The organism is Bartonella sp. AD13SXNS (assembly GCF_042196465.1).
Taxonomy (GTDB): domain Bacteria; phylum Pseudomonadota; class Alphaproteobacteria; order Rhizobiales; family Rhizobiaceae; genus Bartonella.
Map to the genome: position 1 here is coordinate 24429 of NZ_JBHIQI010000002.1, position 17044 is coordinate 41472.

The following is a 17044-nucleotide window of genomic DNA, read 5'->3' on the forward strand; positions in this document are numbered from 1 at the left end:
GACTGTTATACATAAAGAATCTAATTTTTATGAAAAAATTATAGGCATGTTATATAAAGACATTGCATGCTAGAAATGATTATATCAATCAGAGTAAATGCTCCTTATTTTCCAATATAGAAGCAAAAATGATTTAAAGTTCTACCCTTAAGGATAAAATTTACATGAGTGGTAAGTTGATTATATCCTTACATTATCTGAAATAATTTCAATTATAGAAAAGTCATTCTACTTACACCTATATTGGAGTTTTAAGATTACGTAGCTTAAAAATACTTAAATTGAGAATATCAAAACGACCACTTAAAGAATCACATATTAAAAATTAAAACATAAGAAATAGATATTACTCATGCACTCATGATAAATGAGCCATTCAAAGGGAGTTTCAAAAATTATATGCTTTTAACTTAAAATGAAGATTTGTAGCTCTATTCTTTTACTATACGGCTTTCAATTTATCGCCTAAAGTAGCTAAACTTGGAATTTTAGTGGAAAAATATTATGGAAGAAACTAGTGTTGTTAATGTCAGCTCTTCAAAAAAAGAAGATTCCCCTTCTTTTCGACAACTTCCGCATAATATTGAAGCTGAACAAGCATTGCTTGGTGCCATCTTTATCAACAATGATTCTCTTGACCGCGTTTCAGATTTTCTAAAACCAGAACATTTTTTTGAACCATTGCATCAAAAAATTTATCATGTTTTATCTCACCTTATTAAAACAGGAAAACTTGTAGATCCAGTTACAATCAAGCCCTATATTCAAATGGAAGAAAAAATTGGAGATATTACCGTATACCAATATGTTGTTCGCTTAGCCACTGAGGCAGTCACTATTATTAACGCTGAAGATTATGGACGCGTCATTTACGATCTTTTTATCCGCCGGTCTTTGATTAACCTTGGAACTCAAGTTGTCAATACAGCCTTTGATGCTCCTGTAGAACTTACGCCTACCCAACAAATTGAAACTGTTGAAAATCAGTTATTTGAGCTAGCAGAAAAAGGGAAATATGGAGGTGGATTTGAAAATTTTAATGAGGCTATTAAAAAAGCACTCGATATGGCAAGTGCTGCAAAAAAGCGCTCTTCACAATTATCAGGGATAGCCACCCATATTAAAACACTTGATGAAAAAATGGGAGGATTACAACCATCCGACTTAATTATCCTTGCGGGCCGACCTGGTATGGGTAAAACCTCACTGGCTACCAATATTGCCTTTAATATTGCCAATGCTTATAATCATAATGGCAATATCCAAGAAAATGAAGGCGGCATTGTAGGATTCTTCTCACTTGAAATGTCCTCTGAACAGCTTGCAACACGTATTATTTCTGAACAAACAGAAGTCTCTTCTTCTGATATTCGACGTGGTAATATTTCAGATGAACAATTTTCAAAAATTATTCGTGCGGTGAACCAGCTCCAAAAGGCACCGCTTTATATCGATCAAACTGGGGGAATATCAATTACGCAATTAGCTGCCCGTGCACGGCGTCTCAAGCGGCAACATGGTTTGGATATTTTAATTATCGATTATATCCAACTCATGACAAGTAAATCAAAACGTTCATCTGAAAACCGTGTTCAAGAGATTACAGAAATTACGACAGGACTCAAAGCCTTAGCTAAAGAATTGAATATTCCTATTATTGCTCTGTCACAACTTTCACGCCAAGTCGAAAATAGAACAGATAAACGTCCACAACTTTCAGATTTACGTGAATCTGGTTCTATTGAGCAAGATGCCGATATCGTTCTGTTTGTCTATCGTGAAGAATATTATTTCAAAAATGAAGAGCCCAAATTAGGCACTTTGGAACATCAAAAATGGCAAGATGAAATGGATAAAATTATGGGAAAAGCTGATGTTATTGTTGCAAAACAACGTCATGGACCAACAGGAATCGTGTCTCTTGCCTTTCAATCTGACTTCACACGCTTTAGTGATTTGGCTGATAGCAATTATCTTCCAGAGCAAATTGGCTAAACCACCATGGCACGCAACCGTATTCAATTTATCTGTCAAAATTGCGGAACCATCCATTCTCGTTGGGCAGGGAAATGTAGCGCCTGTGGGGAATGGAATTCTCTTGTTGAAGAAAATATAAATGGCGGCATAGGAAGTGGTCCTAAGCAGAATACGCGTAAAGGACGCATCGTTTCCCTTACATCTCTTTCTGGAGATATCCAAGATGCTCCACGTATTCATTCTGGTATTGCAGAACTTGATCGTGTTACCGGTGGGGGCTTTGTCCGTGGATCAGCACTCCTTGTTGGTGGTGATCCAGGTATTGGAAAATCAACATTACTAACACAAACAGCTGCTGCTTTATCCCGCAAAGGACATCATGTCATCTATGTCTCAGGTGAAGAGGCTATTGCGCAAATTTGTCTGCGTGCACAGAGGCTTGGAGCGAACAATACAGAAGTAAAACTTGCCGCTGAAACCAATGTAGAAGATATTCTGGCAACCTTAAGCGAACATAAAAACCTTGATATGGTGATTATCGATTCGATTCAAACTCTATGGTCAGATACAGCAGATTCAGCACCTGGCACTGTCACACAAGTGCGTATTGGCGCTCAAGCAATGATCCGCTTTGCCAAGAAAACAGGAGCTGCTGTTGTTCTTGTTGGTCATGTTACAAAAGATGGGCAAATTGCTGGTCCTCGAGTCGTTGAACATATGGTTGATGGCGTTCTCTATTTTGAGGGTGAAGGTGGACATCATTATCGCATTCTTAGAACTGTAAAAAATCGCTTCGGGCCAACAGATGAAATTGGTGTCTTTGAAATGTCTGATAAAGGATTACGCGAAGTGATAAATCCATCCGAATTGTTCTTAGGAGAACGTAATGAAAAAGCACCAGGCGCTGCTGTTTTCGCCGGCATGGAAGGAACACGCCCGATACTCGTAGAAATTCAAGCGCTTGTTGCTCCTTCTTCCCTTGGGACACCAAGACGTGCAGTTGTCGGATGGGATGGAAATCGTCTTTCTATGATTCTTGCCGTTTTAGAAGCCCATTGTGGCATTCGTTTTGGACAGCATGATGTCTATCTGAACGTGGCAGGTGGATATCGCATATCAGAACCCGCTGCTGATTTAGCTGTAGCCGCCGCTTTGGTATCCTCTCTTGCCAATATTCCTTTGCCAACAAATTATGTATATTTCGGTGAAGTCAGTCTTTCAGGAGCTACCCGCGCTGTTGCACATTTAGCACAACGCATCAATGAAGCAAAAAAACTTGGCTTTCAGGGAGCATTTCATCCCACAACAACAACCGAAATGATGAAGTCGCTCAATTTTCAACAAAAAACTTTCTCCGACCTGCCCGAACTTGTTGCCGCCCTTACCGCAAGTAAAAACGGTCTGAACCACAGGCAAAGTAATATAGAAAAAAATATATAAAATACAAAATATCCTTGCTATAAGAACAAAAAATTGCATAACAAAAAATATATTTGCATACTGACTTAAAAGAACACAACTTTATTTATAAGGAACAAACAAATGATCATAACAATCCTTGATGGAATTGTCGTAATAATCATCCTGTTGTCCGCTTTTCTTGCTATGCTTCGAGGATTTTCACGTGAAGTGTTATCGTTGATTTCTTGGGCAGTTGCAGCTGTTACGACACTTTTTTTATACAAGCCTGTCTTACCTTTCTTTGAACAATATCTCTCTAATAAAATGATTGCATTGGTCACAACATTGATCACAATTTTTATTATTGTTCTTATTATTACGTCAATTATTACAATGAAAATCTCCGATTTTATTATTGATAGTCGAATTGGTATCCTTGACCGTGCTATTGGTTTTATTTTTGGAGCACTTCGTGGTTTACTTATCATGGTTATCGGTATGTTGCTGATTAATGCACTGATTAAACCCGAGCACCAAGCGAACTGGTTAAAAAATGCGAAAACAAGACCTATTTTAGATTCACTAGGACAAAAAGTTTGGGAAATACTCCCAAAAGATATTGGATCTATTCTCGAAAAGGCAGAAAATTTATTTAAAGACAGGGATAAATATATGCATGAGAAACAATCTCATGAAAAGATGATTTTTAAAAATAAAGAATAGCTTTTCATGAAGAAAGAAAACTAAATGATGTAAAATGTGATATTAATGATTCCTCTATATCACAGCTGAAAGAATATGATGATAAAAAGCGATATTTCCTGTCAGGAATTTTCATTAGACGATGATACTCTTCATGAAGAATGTGGGGTTTTTGGTATTCTTGGGCATGAAGATGCCGCAACATTAACAGCTCTTGGACTCCACGCACTTCAGCATCGTGGGCAAGAAGCAGCTGGGATTGTTTCTTACCATAATAAAATGTTTCATCAAGAAAAGCATTTAGGTCTTATTGGTGATCACTATACAAACCCTGCAACACTTGCACGTTTACCAGGAAATCGCGCTATTGGACATACCCGTTATTCAACAACTGGAGAAGTAGCATTACGCAATGTTCAACCGCTTTTTGCTGAATTAAAAGCGGGAGGTATTGCTATTGCTCATAATGGTAACCTTACCAATGGTCTTACATTGCGCCGTGAACTCATCGCTTCTGGTGCCATCTGTCAATCAACATCAGATTCAGAAGTTTTTCTCCATCTTATTGCCCGCTCACGTTATGAATCATCCTCTGATCGTTTTGTTGATGCGATTCGGCAAGTAGAAGGTGGCTATGCTATGTTAGCGCTCACACGTACAAAGCTTATCGCTGCACGCGATCCAACAGGAATTAGACCCCTCGTGATGGGGGAACTTGATGGTAAGCCTATCTTTTGTTCTGAAACTTGTGCACTGGATATTATTGGAGCAAAATATGTCCGTGATGTTAAAAATGGTGAAATTATCATATGTGAAATACAAAAAAATGGCGAAATTACTAAAAAAATTATAAAACCAGAAAATACAAAACCAGAAAAACTTTGCTTGTTTGAATATGTTTATTTTGCCCGTCCTGACTCAATCGTTGGAGGGCGTAGTGTTTACACAACACGCAAAAATATGGGGATTCGTTTAGCACAGGAAGCTCCTTGTAAGGGTGATGTTGTGGTCCCTGTTCCTGATGGAGGAACACCCGCTGCAATCGGCTATGCACAAGAAATTGGAATTCCCTTTGAGCTTGGTATTATTCGTAATCATTATGTTGGCCGTACTTTTATCGAACCAACACAACAAATTCGCGCTTTTGGCGTCAAGTTAAAGCATTCTGCAAACCGTCCTGTTATTGAGGGAAAACGCGTTATTTTGGTTGATGACTCTATTGTCCGTGGAACAACGTCCCTCAAAATTGTGCGAATGCTCCGCGATGCCGGAGCAAAAGAAGTGCATATGCGCGTTTCTAGTCCTATGATTTTCTATCCGGATTTTTATGGCATTGATACACCTAAAGTTGAAAGTCTTTTAGCAAATCAATATCCAGATTTAAAATCTATGTGTGATTTTATTGGAGCAGATTCATTAGAATTTCTTTCAACGGATGGATTGTATCTTGCTGTAGCAGGGGAAAAACGAAATAACACTGATCCACAATTTACTGATCATTATTTTACTGGATATTACCCTACTCATCTGGTTGATCAAGAAAACCTCTCCAAAATTCATCAATCATCTGTTCTTAAAACAAAAGATTAATGATAGCAAAATATGACTTTAGTCTCCATGGGCGTGTTGCACTTGTTACGGGTGCCTCAAGAGGGATTGGCTATTATTTGGCACTTGAGCTTGCTGCACGCGGCGCTCATATTATTGCTCTTGCACGAACAGTCAGTGGACTTACTGAATTGGATAATCAAATCCGAGAAAAAGGTGCCCATGCAACCCTTGTTCCACTTGACTTGCATCATATGGAAAACATCGATGCTCTTGCTATCTCAATTGCCAAACGCTGGAAAAAACTCGATATTATCGTTGCTAATGCAGGAATCCTTGGAACACTTTCACCAATAGCGCATATAGAAAATACGGTATTTGAAGATGTTTTTCAAATAAACCTTATCAGCCAATGGCGCTTAATGAAAGCCGTTGAGCCTTTATTACGTGAATCTGATGCTGGACGAGCCATCCTATTATCCTCAAGCGTTGCACACGTTGCACGCCCTTTCTGGGGAGCTTATGCCGCTTCTAAAGCTGCTTTAGAGATGATTGCCCGCTGTTGGGCAGAAGAACTTAAACAAACTCCTATTAAGATTAATTGTGTCAACCCTGGTGCCACACGAACTGCCATGCGCGCTGAAGCTATGCCTGGTGAAGATCCACAAACCCTTCCTTCACCACAAGAGGTTGCAAAAAAAATAATCCATTTGCTGTCGCCTGATTTAAAGGAAACTGGAAAACTCTTTAATGTCCGTAAAAATCGGTTTGTAGATTATCATATACCTGATTGATCACATCTGAGAGGTAAATAGTTTGGATCTCTCTTTTCTTTGCTACTCAAAAAAAATGTAACATTTTATGATTCTTGGATAGCTTTAGCGTCAGCCTCTTTCTCTTCTAAAGCCGCGCGTTTATTATAAGCAACAAAACTACAGGGGAGAAAGATCATATAGCTAATAGCCGTAATCAATAAAGTTTTCCACGTGTAAGTTGCAAGAAAACCGACATAAATAACAATGACCAACATGCACGGTATAACGATATCACGCCTTAAATTTTGATCAATTGTTTTTGCATTCCATACCGGTAAACGACTAATCAAAAGAAAAGCAATAATTACAGTATAAAGACTAAAAAATAATGCCCACCCCCAATTAGGTACCAAACCAAGAGCACCTAAATACGTAGGCAATAAAAGTAATAACGCTCCTGCTGGTGCTGGAACACCAACAAAATAACTTTTCTGCCACTTAGGTATATTGGGATTATCTAACATCACATTAAAACGTGCTAATCGCAAACAACAAGCAACACAATAAACAAGGGCTGCAACCCAACCAATGTGATACGCTTGATTTAAGATAAAGGAATAAACAATAAGGGCAGGAGTAACACCAAAATTTATAACATCAGCAAGGGAATCCATCTGTGCCCCAAAAGATGAACTACCATCTATTAAACGCGCAATGCGACCATCAGCACCATCTAAAATTGCAGCCAAAAGCACCATTAAAATAGCAGCCTCATAGCGATGCTCAAAAGCCAAACGAATACTGTTCATCCCTGCGCAAATTGCTAAAATAGTAATAATATTGGGAATAACATACCGCATTGGGATAGGTGAACGCCGACGATTTGCAACATCATCATGTTGCCCCTCAGGATTGAATGAAGAAAACGGCGAAAAATTTTTCATTGTGTGTCCTAATCATATCTGAAATCCGTTGTGGCATTCTTATCATCAAAAGAACCCAAAACCGTCTCTCCAGCAATTGCTGTCTGTCCAACTGCAACACGCAATTTCATTTCAGTTGGTATATAAATATCAAGGCGAGAACCAAAACGAATTAATCCAAATCGCTCACCCGTGATAACGGAAGCGTTTTCTTTTGACCAACAAACAATCCGACGAGCAACCATCCCCGCTATTTGTACGATACCAATTTTACCATGTTTACTATCAATTACCACCCCATTACGCTCATTAAACTGACTAGCCTTATCAAACTCAGCATTGGTAAAGCGACCTGGATGATAAACGATAGACTCTACTGTACCACTTATAGGAATACGGTTGATATGACATGAAAAAACATCCATAAAAATGGAAATACGGGTCATTTCATCTTTCCCTAATCCTAATTCTTCAGGTGGAACACATGATTCCACACATGAAATACGCCCATCAGCAGGCGACATCACCCAATTTGAATTCAAAGGGATCACACGATCTGGATCACGGAAAAAGTATATACACCACACCGTGAGAATAAGACCACACCAAAAAAACGGACTCCATATCCAACCAAGAATGAGCGAAATAATAAAAAACGCTACAATAAAAGGATAACCTTCTTTATGAATCGGTACAAAGCTATTATGGACAGATTGTAGAATACTCATATAATTTCCTATTCATTGTAAACTTAAACAAGCAATAAATCTTTTTGTTCCTCTTGTGTCTTTTTATCTATTTAATCAATCACCCCATATAAAGATATAGATTACATTTTTCCCACCTTATTTTTTACGATTAACAATACTCATCTCATCTTCTTCACGCATCTTACGTAATTTTTCTTCAGCTTGCGATGCTTCAAGCTGCTTATTCCACATTGAAGCATAGAGACCTTTCTTGCGTAAAAGCTCTGTATGTGTCCCATTTTCAATAATACGACCACTTTTAAGAACCAAAATTTCATCCGCATTGATAACCGTAGAAAGACGGTGAGCAATAATCAATGTCGTACGTCCACGGCTTACAATATCCAATGCTTGTTGAATTTCCTGTTCTGTCGCCGTATCAAGAGCCGCTGTTGCTTCATCTAGAATAAGAAGTGGGGGGGCTTTTAAGAGTGTCCGTGCAATAGCCACACGTTGTTTTTCACCACCTGATAATTTGAGACCACGCTCTCCTACCATAGATTGAAAACCTTCTGGTAATATCTCAATAAATTTTGATATCTGTGCCATTTCAGCAGCTTTGCGCATCTCTTCATCTGTAGCACTTGGACGCCCATAGCAAATATTATAGGCAATTGTATCATTAAATAATACCGTATCTTGTGGTACCATGCCTATTGCTTCGCGCAAACTTTTTTGTGTTACATCACGAATATCCTGCCCGTCAATTGTGATAGAGCCCGAATCAACATCATAAAACCGAAAAAGCAACCGAGAAATAGTTGATTTCCCTGCACCCGATGGACCGACAATGGCGACTGTTTTTCCTCCAGAGACTTCAAAATCAATATCTCGAAGAATCTGACGCGTTGAATCATAGGAAAACTTTACCTGATGAAAACGAATGGTCCCATCGCTTATCTCTAACGGTTTGGCGTCCGATTTATCAACAATCTCCTGCTGAACATCTAAAAGATCAAACATCGCTTCAATATCCGTTAAACCTTGTCGAACATCACGATAAATTGAACCAATAAAATTCAGTGGAATGGAAAGTTGCATTAAAAGTGCATTAATAAAAACAAAGTCTCCTAAAGTTTGTGTCTTATAATAAACTTCATAAGCTGACATCAGCATTATGATCGTCATTCCAATACCAAAGATAAGAGCCTGACCAAAATTAAGCCAGCTTAATGATGTCCAAATCTTTGTTGCAGCTTTTTCATAACATACCATAGAAGCATTGAAACGATCAGCTTCTAGAGTTTCATTGCTAAAATATTTGACCGTTTCAAAATTCAAGAGAGAATCAACAGCGCGCGTATTCGCCTCAGTATCCGCTGTATTCATTTGTTGCCGAATACGAATGCGCCAATCACTCGCCTTAATGGTAAACAAGGTATATAACCCAACCGTTACAACAACGATGAGAAGATAATACCACCCATAACTTATGTAAAATACAAGTGCTGTTAATATAAATTCTAAAACTGTCGGTATTGTATTGAGAATTGAAAATCTTACGATAGCTTCAATTCCTTTTGTACCACGCTCAATCACGCGAGAAAGCCCACCAGTTCGGCGTTCCAAATGAAATCGCAAAGATAATTCATGAATATGTACAAAGGTTTTATAAGCTAATTGACGAACAGCATATTGACCAACAGTGGCAAAAAGAGAATCGCGTAATTGATTTAATCCAGCCTGCATAATACGTGCAACATTGTACGCCAAAACGAGCATGATGGGAATAATCCAATTGGATGGAAACCATTCAGGTAACTGAAAGCTGGCATCAAGCACATTCGTAGAATATTTAAAGAAATACGGTACAGATATGAGAACGAACTTGGCTAAAACAAGATAAAATATTGCCCATAGCACACGCATTTTTAGATCACGCCGATCTACTGGCCACATATAAGGCCATAAATTGTAAAGTGTACGCAGAGTTTTCCCCGTATCCGATGATACAGTTTTTGTTATTTCATTACGTTTCATAAAGCCCTTACTTCTCTATCATCCACACGAAAAAGGCAAAACACCCCCCTGTGGTTGTTTATAGGTTCATCTCTTCATTATGCTTCCAATAAGCTATACCTACTCGTTGTTTGAAGTTAGACTGTTTTTGAAAGAGGAACAAGAAATAATCCACTATATAATTTATTATTTGGGTCTGTATTCTCATACCACTCTGCTGCAAATAAATTTTCAACTTTTACATGCTTTTTTTTCAGTTCTGCATGAAGCCACTTTTTTGTTTTACCAATCTCTTTCAGCCCCTTATCAAGAATTTCGCCATTTTGTATTAAAATGATAGACTTCTTTCCTTCTTCCTTTTTAATAACGGAACAATCGCCATTGGTTTCTAAACGAACGAAAGCAGCTTCGTGTAAACTACAGCCTTTAATACGCAACATTGTAATCAGATCATTCACACTGATACCTAAGTTTTTAATCTTATCCACTTGAAATACTCCGTCTAAAACCAATGCAATATGTCGTCCTGCAATGAGACGACGAAAAAAAACTGAATAGCGCATCAGAAAATTAAGAGTGGTAACTAACGTCTGCCAAATAAATAAGACGATCAACAATTGAATACTGCTAACATCCGGACTATAAATAACGCCTCCAATGATACTTCCCATCACAAAATTACTTACCAAATCAACTGGCGTCATTTGACTAAGACTACCACGACCTGTGGTTCTTAAAATCAAGAGGAAAGCGATAAGGCCTACAACTAATTTTAGTGCGACATACCCATAATGATATAAAAATTCCATCATATTCTCCTTTTTTATGAGAGCTGCTGGAATAGAGACATTAGTGTCGCTTTATTTCCCACACGGTTATGCGCTTACCACTTTGCGGATCCTTACTATCTTTTAAAAGAACCCCCTCAGCTGCAAGCTCATCACGAATTATATCCGCAGCTTCCCACTCTTTATTATGGATAAGCTGTAGTCTTTCGGCAATGCGCTGATCAATAAATTTTGAATCAAGAAAAGTTTTTCTTGTAAATAATGGGCAGTCTATTTCTTTAATCCATTCTTTTCGTAACAGTCCTAATAAATTCATCCCATTAACAAGAGCCAAAGCATCTCCTTCTTTATAAAATTTTCGCAAAAGAGTCAGTGCTTTTGGAGTATTAAGATCATCACTAAGTGCATCTATCAAAGTATCATCAACTACTTCATTGTTTTTCATCTCACTCTTTTTGCTGCGAAGCAATTCATACCAACGATACAGTTCGCTGCTCGATTGTATTAAACGCTGCGCTGTCCAATTTAATGGTTCACGATAATGCGTTTGCAACATCGAAAAACGCGCAGACAAACCAGCCCAATTTTGCTTCATTTCATCGGATAAAATACCATTAAACTCCAAAAAATTATTCTCTAAAACAGAACGAATAGTTATGAAATTACCAAAGCTTTTCGACATCTTTTTACCTTCAACTTGTAAAAAGCCGTTATGCATCCAAAAATTAGCCATTCGCTCCGTCCCAAAAGCTGAACAACTTTGTGCAATCTCATTTTCATGATGAGGAAAAATTAAGTCAAGTCCACCACCATGGATATCAAAAATATTGGCGGTCGGATCATCACAAGTTAAACCACCACCATAGGGCGCTAATAACTTTGCCATTGACATTGCAGAACATTCAATATGCCAACCTGGACGACCTAAAACAGGAATTCCGCCCGGTGATTTCCAACCTGGTTCTCCTTCCTCAGAAGGCTTCCATAAAACAAAATCCATCTCCTCCCTTTTATAAGCAGCAACATCAATACGTGCCCCCGCCCTCATTTCATCTAAAGAACGATTTGCAAATGCCCCATAATGGGGAGGATTTTTTATACTACTTACAGAAAATAATATATGATTTTCCGCTTTATAAGCGTGCCCCTTTTCAAGCAACCTTTCAATTAAAGAGCGCATCTCCTCTAAATGCTCGGTTGCGCGCGGCTGACTGGTTGGCAATAGACAACCAAGTGCTATGGTATCTTGTTGAAACTGGAAATATGTACGTTCTGTTAATTGACGAATAGCATCATTCAATGACAAGTTTGGATATTCGCAAGCTGCTCGTGCATTAATTTTATCATCAACATCTGTAATATTACGTGCATATAGAACATGCTCATTACCATAAACATGACGCAATAAACGAAATAAAATATCAAAAACAATGACAGGGCGTGCATTTCCTATATGTGCATAATCATAAACTGTCGGTCCACAAACATAAAGACGTACTCTTGTCGCATCTATTGGCGTAAAATTTTCTTTTTTACGTGTCAGCGTATTATAAAATCGCAACTCTTTCATTATTGACTCCATGGACGATATTATGCACCGCTCCTTTTAGATGTATCTTATCTCAAATTATCGTATTATGCGGTTTAGGCTAAAAACTTTTATCTTATAGTAAATTCTTCTTACCATTTTCCCATTGTATTCACGGCTGTATCCATCATTTATCATAAAAACAATCTATTTTATTTGATGGATAAAAGCATTCTGTAGATAGAGATTTTTCCCTCCTTGAAGAAAACGAACTTTTAAAAAATCTATAGGCAATACAATATAAATCTATGTGAAAAATAGATAGCTTGCAGGAAGAAAATCTTAAATTTTTAACCACACAAAGCTTCGTCAGTATTTTCAATATTCCATTATGGTTTCCTTACTGCCTCTTACGCCCTATATTTTATAAGCAATAATTGAGAATAATGTAATAATTATCCCTATTTTTTGACATCGTCTTCATGACACAATTATTTTATTTGTACAGAGTTTTATTCAAGGAAAACAATAACAATAATGCGTAATAGATTGATAAACATCCTTATTTTAATATTCATTGTAAGTTCAATGCCAACCTTTGCGCAACAATCTCCACCTTATGAGAAAAAATTACTCCGACTAGCGGAAATTTTGGGATCACTGCATTTTCTTCAAAATCTTTGCGAGACTCCAACAAACCAATGGTATGACTACATGAACGCATTGATTGAAGCAGAAAACCCTATCCCACAAAGACGCGCTTATTTTTATGAAGCGTTTAATGAAGCATACCGTGCTTTCTCAGAAAATTATCATCATTGTACACAAGCAGCAATTGAAGCCAATCAAAGATACATTGAGGAAGGAAGAACTTTATCCGAAAAACTCCTCATGCATTATAAATAATTAATCTATACAAAAAATATCTTCTTCAATTTCAGCAATATCAACCATGTTCTCTCACAAATGAGGGGAGCTGTAAACCTACTCTGAAAATAGAGAAATTTTTGAAAAATAATTCCTCGACACGTTTTTATTCTTGTGAGCGTCTTTCCCCTGAACAAAATCGCTCTTTGGCTTCCTGCCTACCCTCAGAGCTTGTTTATCAATAGGTTGGGTTCTTGTTGAACAGATTCTTCTTGGCTTCTCACCCATGTTATTACTTAAACTAAAAGTACTAAAGGCTTGACAAACAAGCCTAAGAATATTCACCGCGCATTAAAAAAAATACTTATGTGCCAAGAGAGCTAGCATGCCTTATATCACGGCTCTAAAAGATGGTATTTTACGGCATGCTTATAATTTTAATTTGTTTACACTAAAGTTTCTATAAATTTAACAGGCTCTCCTTGTGAAGAAGTAACAATTTCACCTTCCCACATCACACGCATACCACGGATAATGGTCCCAACAGGCCAACCTTTAACCTTTTTACCATCATAAGGTGTCCAACCGGCGCGCGAACCAATTAAGCCATTCGTAATAATTTCTTCTCGCTTAAGATCTACAATGGTTAAATCAGCATCGTATCCGACAGCAAGGCGTCCTTTACAGCTTATACCAAAAATACGACTAGGGCCATGTGACGTGAGATCAACAAAACGCTCAAGAGATATCTTTCCTGCATTCACATGTGTCAACATAATTGCTGCTGTTGTTTGCACGCCTGTCATTCCTGAAGGTGAAGAAGGATAAGGTTGAAGCTTTTCTTCCCAAGTATGAGGCGCATGATCTGAGCCTAAAACATCAATAATCCCCTGTTGAACACCGTACCAAAGAGCTTCACGGTGGCGCGACTCACGAATAGGCGGATTCATCTGAATTAATGTACCAAACTTCTTATAATCATCAGCCGTGAGCGTCAAATGGTGTTGTGTCACTTCAATTGTTGCAACATCCTTATGTTTTTTTAGAAAATCAATTTCTTCTTCTGTCGAAAGATGTAACACATGAATCCGAGCCTTCGTCTCATGCGCAATTTTTACCAAACGCTGCGTACATTTTAATGCCGCAACTTCATCACGCCAAATCGGATGTGATGATGCATCCCCTTCAATACGCAATACTTTACGCTCTTTGAGCCTCGCTTCATCTTCAGAATGAAAAGCCGCACGACGGCGTGTATTTTTCAAAATAAGGCGTACACTTTCATCATCATCAACCAAAAGATCACCGGTAGAGGATCCCATAAAGACTTTAATTCCAGCCGCACCAGGAAGTCTTTCTAATTCAGATAGTTCATGAGCATTTTCACGCGTTCCTCCAACCCAAAATGCAAAATCACAATGCATTCGATGAAATGCGCGTTGAACCTTATCGCTTAATGTTTCTTCTGATGTTGTCAATGGATCGGTATTAGGCATTTCAAAAACTGCCGTAACCCCCCCTAACACAGCAGAATACGAGCCACTTTCCAAATCCTCCTTATATTCATTTCCTGGCTCACGAAAATGCACTTGGCTATCAATAATTCCTGGTAAAATATGAAGCCCCGTACAATCAATCACCTCACCTGCCGATGCACATGTAAGGTCGCCAATTTCAGCAATACGGCCATTTGTAACACCAATATCACGCTTGCTTCTTCCATCATGATTTACAAGTGTTGCACCTTTAAAAATTGTATCAAATGTTTTAAACATAGTCACGCTCCTTACATATTCCTCTCTTATCGATTATGTAACTTTGAGCAGAAAGGCAAGAACCATGATTGAAAAACAAAATGCCATTTGCTTAAAAAATCGCGCAATTATTCAAATTACAGGCGAAGAAGCAACAGATTTTCTGCAATCCCTGATCACGACAGATGTAAAAAAAATCAGCCCGCAAGAAATTTTCCCTGGAGCTCTCTTATCCCCTCAAGGAAAGGTTCTTGCTGATTTTCTTATTGGCAAAAAAGAAGATGGTTATCTGATTGATATTATCATGCCTTTAGCTGATATATTCCACAAGCGTCTGTTGCTTTATAAACTGCGTAAAAAAATAGAAATTACACAACCATTCCAAGAACTTGTTACAGTTTCTTGGAAAAATGAATCAGATACTTTAAATTTTGATTCAGGTTTTGTTGATAAACGATTCCCAGAAAAAGAAAAAATAATACGAATCTATGGCAAAACATCTTTTTTGGCTTCAGAATATCATAACCTGTGGAATCAATTGCGTATCCGTTATGCAATTGCGGAAAGTGGTCAAGATTATGAAGTTGGTAAAGTCTTTCCTCATGATATTAATTACGATCAAATCAATGGACTTGCATTCAACAAAGGGTGTTATATTGGACAAGAAGTTGTTTCACGAATGCACCACCGCCGAGCAGCACGTCGCCGTATTTTTATTGTAAAAGGCCAGTGTAAATTAACCCCTCAATCTAGTATTGAAGCAGGAACAAAAGTGCTTGGCTACTTGGGAACATGTGTAGAAAATGAGGCTCTTGCTTTAATGCGTATTGACCACGTCAAAGATGCTGTGGATCATAACATCCCCTTTACTGTAAAAAACATTCCTGTCACTATAAGCATTGCTGAAAATATGAATTTTACCTTTCCTGAAAATACTATAGAAAACACTCATGGCTAAAGCTGAATTATTAAAAAATGGAGAAGCACGTGCTTGGCAAAGAATGCTCTCTGGAAGGCGACTTGATCTTCTCAACCCTTCTCCTTTTGATGTTGAAATTGAAGATATTGCCCATGGACTTGCTCGCGTAGCACGTTGGAACGGTCAAACACGAGGAGAACATGCTTATTCTGTTGCACAACATTCAATTTTGGTTGAACAAATATTTCAAAAACTTTTCCCACAATCGCAGAGCAACGAATGTCTTTATGCTCTTCTTCATGATGCACCGGAATATGTCATCGGTGATATGATTTCCCCTTTTAAAGCTGTCATAGGAAAACAATATGAACGCGTTGAAAAGCGCATCCAAGATGCTATCCACATGCGTTTTTCTCTTCCCGTTGATCTTTCTCAAAAACTTTTAAAAAAAATTAAACAAGCCGATCGTATCGCTGCATATTATGAAGCGATTACGCTTGCCGGATTTAATACAGAAGAAGCCCTTCGCTATTTTGGCTCTCCCAATAATATTTTACCCGATGATCTTAATTTATCCCCCTATTCTACCCAACACATTGAAAACGCATTTTTAACGCGCTTTAATGACTTGGATGTCCAAAGATTATAGCCCCTTCGCATTGTTGATTCCTTGTCATTACAGACTCATCACACTGACTTATAATAATAATTCATTGTTTTTTCATTTTGAATGAGAACTCCTAATATCGTAAGCTTCACTCATTTCAAATCTGTTTATAAAGAAAAAATTAAAATGCCTCTTATGAACCATCTCAAGTGCTAAGCGCTGTCGCAACATTGAAAATTGGCAAAGTGTGTGATGATACCGGCTTGCTCTCTTATGAAGCGTAAAGACGGGAGTCTCTATAAATTTTATACACTTCATAGGGGACTTACCGTTATAGCATTCACGAACGCCGTCGCAAAATGGGATTGGGTGCCTTAAGAAAGCTTTCTTTAAAAAAGCACGTGAATTAGCGACCCAATGGCGTTCTATTTTGCACGAGAGGCGTGACTCCATTAAAGAAATGGAAAAAATCACAGCTCAAATTGCATATAAAATACGTGAAATAATGCACATTCATTATCAAAACAACAAATGTTCTCTTTTCAAACTGCTGATCTTAAACTGAAA

General features: G+C 37.9%; 14 protein-coding genes and 1 pseudogene. 9 read left to right on the top strand and 6 right to left on the bottom strand.

Annotated features, from left to right (window positions below):
- Nucleotides 1-504: 504 nt before the first annotated feature.
- The 5 genes from ACFIMQ_RS02170 to ACFIMQ_RS02190 all read left to right on the top strand — a co-directional run bounded on the left by ACFIMQ_RS02170 (nt 505) and on the right by ACFIMQ_RS02190 (nt 6422).
- Nucleotides 505-1995, top strand: a complete 1491-nt coding sequence (locus ACFIMQ_RS02170; RefSeq protein ID WP_375616127.1) for a replicative DNA helicase — start codon at nt 505-507, stop codon at nt 1993-1995.
- A gap of 6 nt (nt 1996-2001) precedes the next feature.
- Complete coding sequence (gene radA, locus ACFIMQ_RS02175; RefSeq protein WP_375703301.1) at nt 2002-3417, top strand: DNA repair protein RadA; 1416 nt, start codon at nt 2002-2004, stop codon at nt 3415-3417.
- 102 nt (nt 3418-3519) lie between these two features.
- Nucleotides 3520-4101 carry a CvpA family protein gene (locus tag ACFIMQ_RS02180; RefSeq protein WP_375703302.1) on the top strand — a complete coding sequence of 194 codons (582 nt, stop codon included), beginning with the start codon at nt 3520-3522 and terminating at the stop codon, nt 4099-4101.
- A gap of 78 nt (nt 4102-4179) precedes the next feature.
- Entirely contained in the window at nt 4180-5670 is a 1491-nt protein-coding gene (purF, locus tag ACFIMQ_RS02185) for an amidophosphoribosyltransferase (protein ID WP_375703382.1), read from the top strand.
- A gap of 2 nt (nt 5671-5672) precedes the next feature.
- Nucleotides 5673-6422 (top strand): SDR family NAD(P)-dependent oxidoreductase, encoded by a 750-nt coding sequence (locus tag ACFIMQ_RS02190; RefSeq protein ID WP_375616168.1) that lies wholly within the window; start codon nt 5673-5675, stop codon nt 6420-6422.
- 65 nt (nt 6423-6487) lie between these two features.
- Here ACFIMQ_RS02190 and pssA read toward each other — a convergent pair whose 3' ends face one another.
- The 5 genes from pssA to cysS all read right to left on the bottom strand — a co-directional run bounded on the left by pssA (nt 6488) and on the right by cysS (nt 12372).
- The gene (gene pssA / locus ACFIMQ_RS02195; protein WP_375616124.1) at nt 6488-7327 is read right to left on the bottom strand and encodes a CDP-diacylglycerol--serine O-phosphatidyltransferase; all 840 of its coding nucleotides are present in this window, start codon (nt 7325-7327) and stop codon (nt 6488-6490) included.
- A gap of 8 nt (nt 7328-7335) precedes the next feature.
- Complete coding sequence (locus tag ACFIMQ_RS02200) at nt 7336-8034, bottom strand: phosphatidylserine decarboxylase (protein WP_375616123.1); 699 nt, start codon at nt 8032-8034, stop codon at nt 7336-7338.
- A 117-nt stretch (nt 8035-8151) separates the two neighbouring features.
- Entirely contained in the window at nt 8152-10035 is a 1884-nt protein-coding gene (locus tag ACFIMQ_RS02205; RefSeq protein ID WP_375616122.1) for an ABCB family ABC transporter ATP-binding protein/permease, read from the bottom strand.
- 116 nt (nt 10036-10151) lie between these two features.
- The gene (locus ACFIMQ_RS02210) at nt 10152-10823 is read right to left on the bottom strand and encodes a DUF421 domain-containing protein (RefSeq protein WP_375606471.1); all 672 of its coding nucleotides are present in this window, start codon (nt 10821-10823) and stop codon (nt 10152-10154) included.
- 40 nt (nt 10824-10863) lie between these two features.
- Nucleotides 10864-12372 carry a cysteine--tRNA ligase gene (gene cysS / locus ACFIMQ_RS02215; RefSeq protein ID WP_375703303.1) on the bottom strand — a complete coding sequence of 503 codons (1509 nt, stop codon included), beginning with the start codon at nt 12370-12372 and terminating at the stop codon, nt 10864-10866.
- Nucleotides 12373-12867: 495 nt separating this feature from the next.
- Between cysS and ACFIMQ_RS02220 the strand changes: the two genes are divergently transcribed.
- On the top strand, nt 12868-13236 hold the full coding sequence (locus ACFIMQ_RS02220; RefSeq protein ID WP_375703304.1) for a TIGR02301 family protein: 369 nt from the start codon (nt 12868-12870) through the stop codon (nt 13234-13236).
- Between the two features lie 407 nt (nt 13237-13643).
- Here ACFIMQ_RS02220 and ACFIMQ_RS02225 read toward each other — a convergent pair whose 3' ends face one another.
- On the bottom strand, nt 13644-14972 hold the full coding sequence (locus tag ACFIMQ_RS02225; protein WP_375703305.1) for a dihydroorotase: 1329 nt from the start codon (nt 14970-14972) through the stop codon (nt 13644-13646).
- Between the two features lie 64 nt (nt 14973-15036).
- Here ACFIMQ_RS02225 and ACFIMQ_RS02230 point away from each other — a divergent pair, with 64 nt between their 5' ends.
- From ACFIMQ_RS02230 to ACFIMQ_RS02240, 3 genes and pseudogenes are all read left to right on the top strand, one after another.
- Nucleotides 15037-15909, top strand: a complete 873-nt coding sequence (locus tag ACFIMQ_RS02230) for a YgfZ/GcvT domain-containing protein (protein WP_375616118.1) — start codon at nt 15037-15039, stop codon at nt 15907-15909.
- Nucleotides 15902-16519, top strand: a complete 618-nt coding sequence (locus ACFIMQ_RS02235; RefSeq protein WP_375616117.1) for a YfbR-like 5'-deoxynucleotidase — start codon at nt 15902-15904, stop codon at nt 16517-16519. Before ACFIMQ_RS02230 ends, ACFIMQ_RS02235 begins: the two co-directional genes overlap by 8 nt.
- A gap of 144 nt (nt 16520-16663) precedes the next feature.
- Nucleotides 16664-16997 (top strand): annotated as a pseudogene (locus ACFIMQ_RS02240) (Arm DNA-binding domain-containing protein); the annotation flags it as partial.
- Between the last annotated feature and the right edge of the window lie 47 nt (nt 16998-17044).